The following is a 697-nucleotide window of genomic DNA, read 5'->3' as shown; positions in this document are numbered from 1 at the left end:
CACGTGGCGACCGAGCTCTTGAAGTCGATGGCCGGCATCGATTTGCTACACGTGCCGTATCGCGGCAGCGCACCGGCGCTGACTGACGTGATCGGAGGCCGGGTCGACATGTCGCTCGACAATCTTCCTGCGGCCCTGCCGTATGTGGAGGCAGGCAAGCTTCGCGCACTCGCCGTCACCACCGCAATGCGCTGGCCGGAATTGCCAAACGTGCCGACTGTCGCCGAATCCGGGGTTCCGGGTTATGAGGCCTCATCCTGGTTCACGATCGCAACTCCGGTCAGGACGCGTGCAGACATCATCAGCAAGCTCAACAGGAGCGCGAATACCTACCTGGCCGACAAGGAAATGGCAGAGAAGATGCGAAAGCTCGGCGCGGATCCGGTCGGCGGCTCGCCAGAAGAGATGGCGACGTTGATCGCCGAAGAGAACGTTAAATGGAAGAAGGCGATCGAGTTCGCTGGACTCAAGCCGGAGCAGTGAGGATAGCAATGTCAAAGCTCGACAGACTGGCCCTGAAAGGACGGGCGCAAACGGTGCGGGGGATCGTCGACCCCGCCGCCCTTGGACCCACTTTGATGCACGAGCACGTCATCTGCGATATCACGCCGCCGAAATATGTCGCGGCCGGCATCGAAGACGTCGAGATCGAACTTTGCAATTGTTGGCAAATCAATTACGGGCAAAAGCGATCCGG

At 60.1% G+C, this 697-nt stretch carries 2 protein-coding genes; both read left to right on the top strand.

Features of this window, described 5'->3' with window-relative positions; all coding sequences use genetic code 11:
- The first annotated feature begins 3 nt into the window (after positions 1-3).
- On the top strand, positions 4-483 hold the full coding sequence (locus AC0L2O_RS36290) for a tripartite tricarboxylate transporter substrate-binding protein (RefSeq protein ID WP_473373134.1): 480 nt from the start codon (positions 4-6) through the stop codon (positions 481-483).
- An 8-nt stretch (positions 484-491) separates the two neighbouring features.
- Positions 492-697 (top strand): hypothetical protein (locus AC0L2O_RS36285; RefSeq protein WP_473373133.1); only part of this gene is annotated, 206 nt, incomplete at its 3' end.

It is taken from the genome of Bradyrhizobium sp. Kon10 (assembly GCF_055807395.1).
The sequence above is the reverse complement of the archived record's forward strand: the minus strand, read 5'-3'. Positions and strand labels throughout refer to the sequence as shown.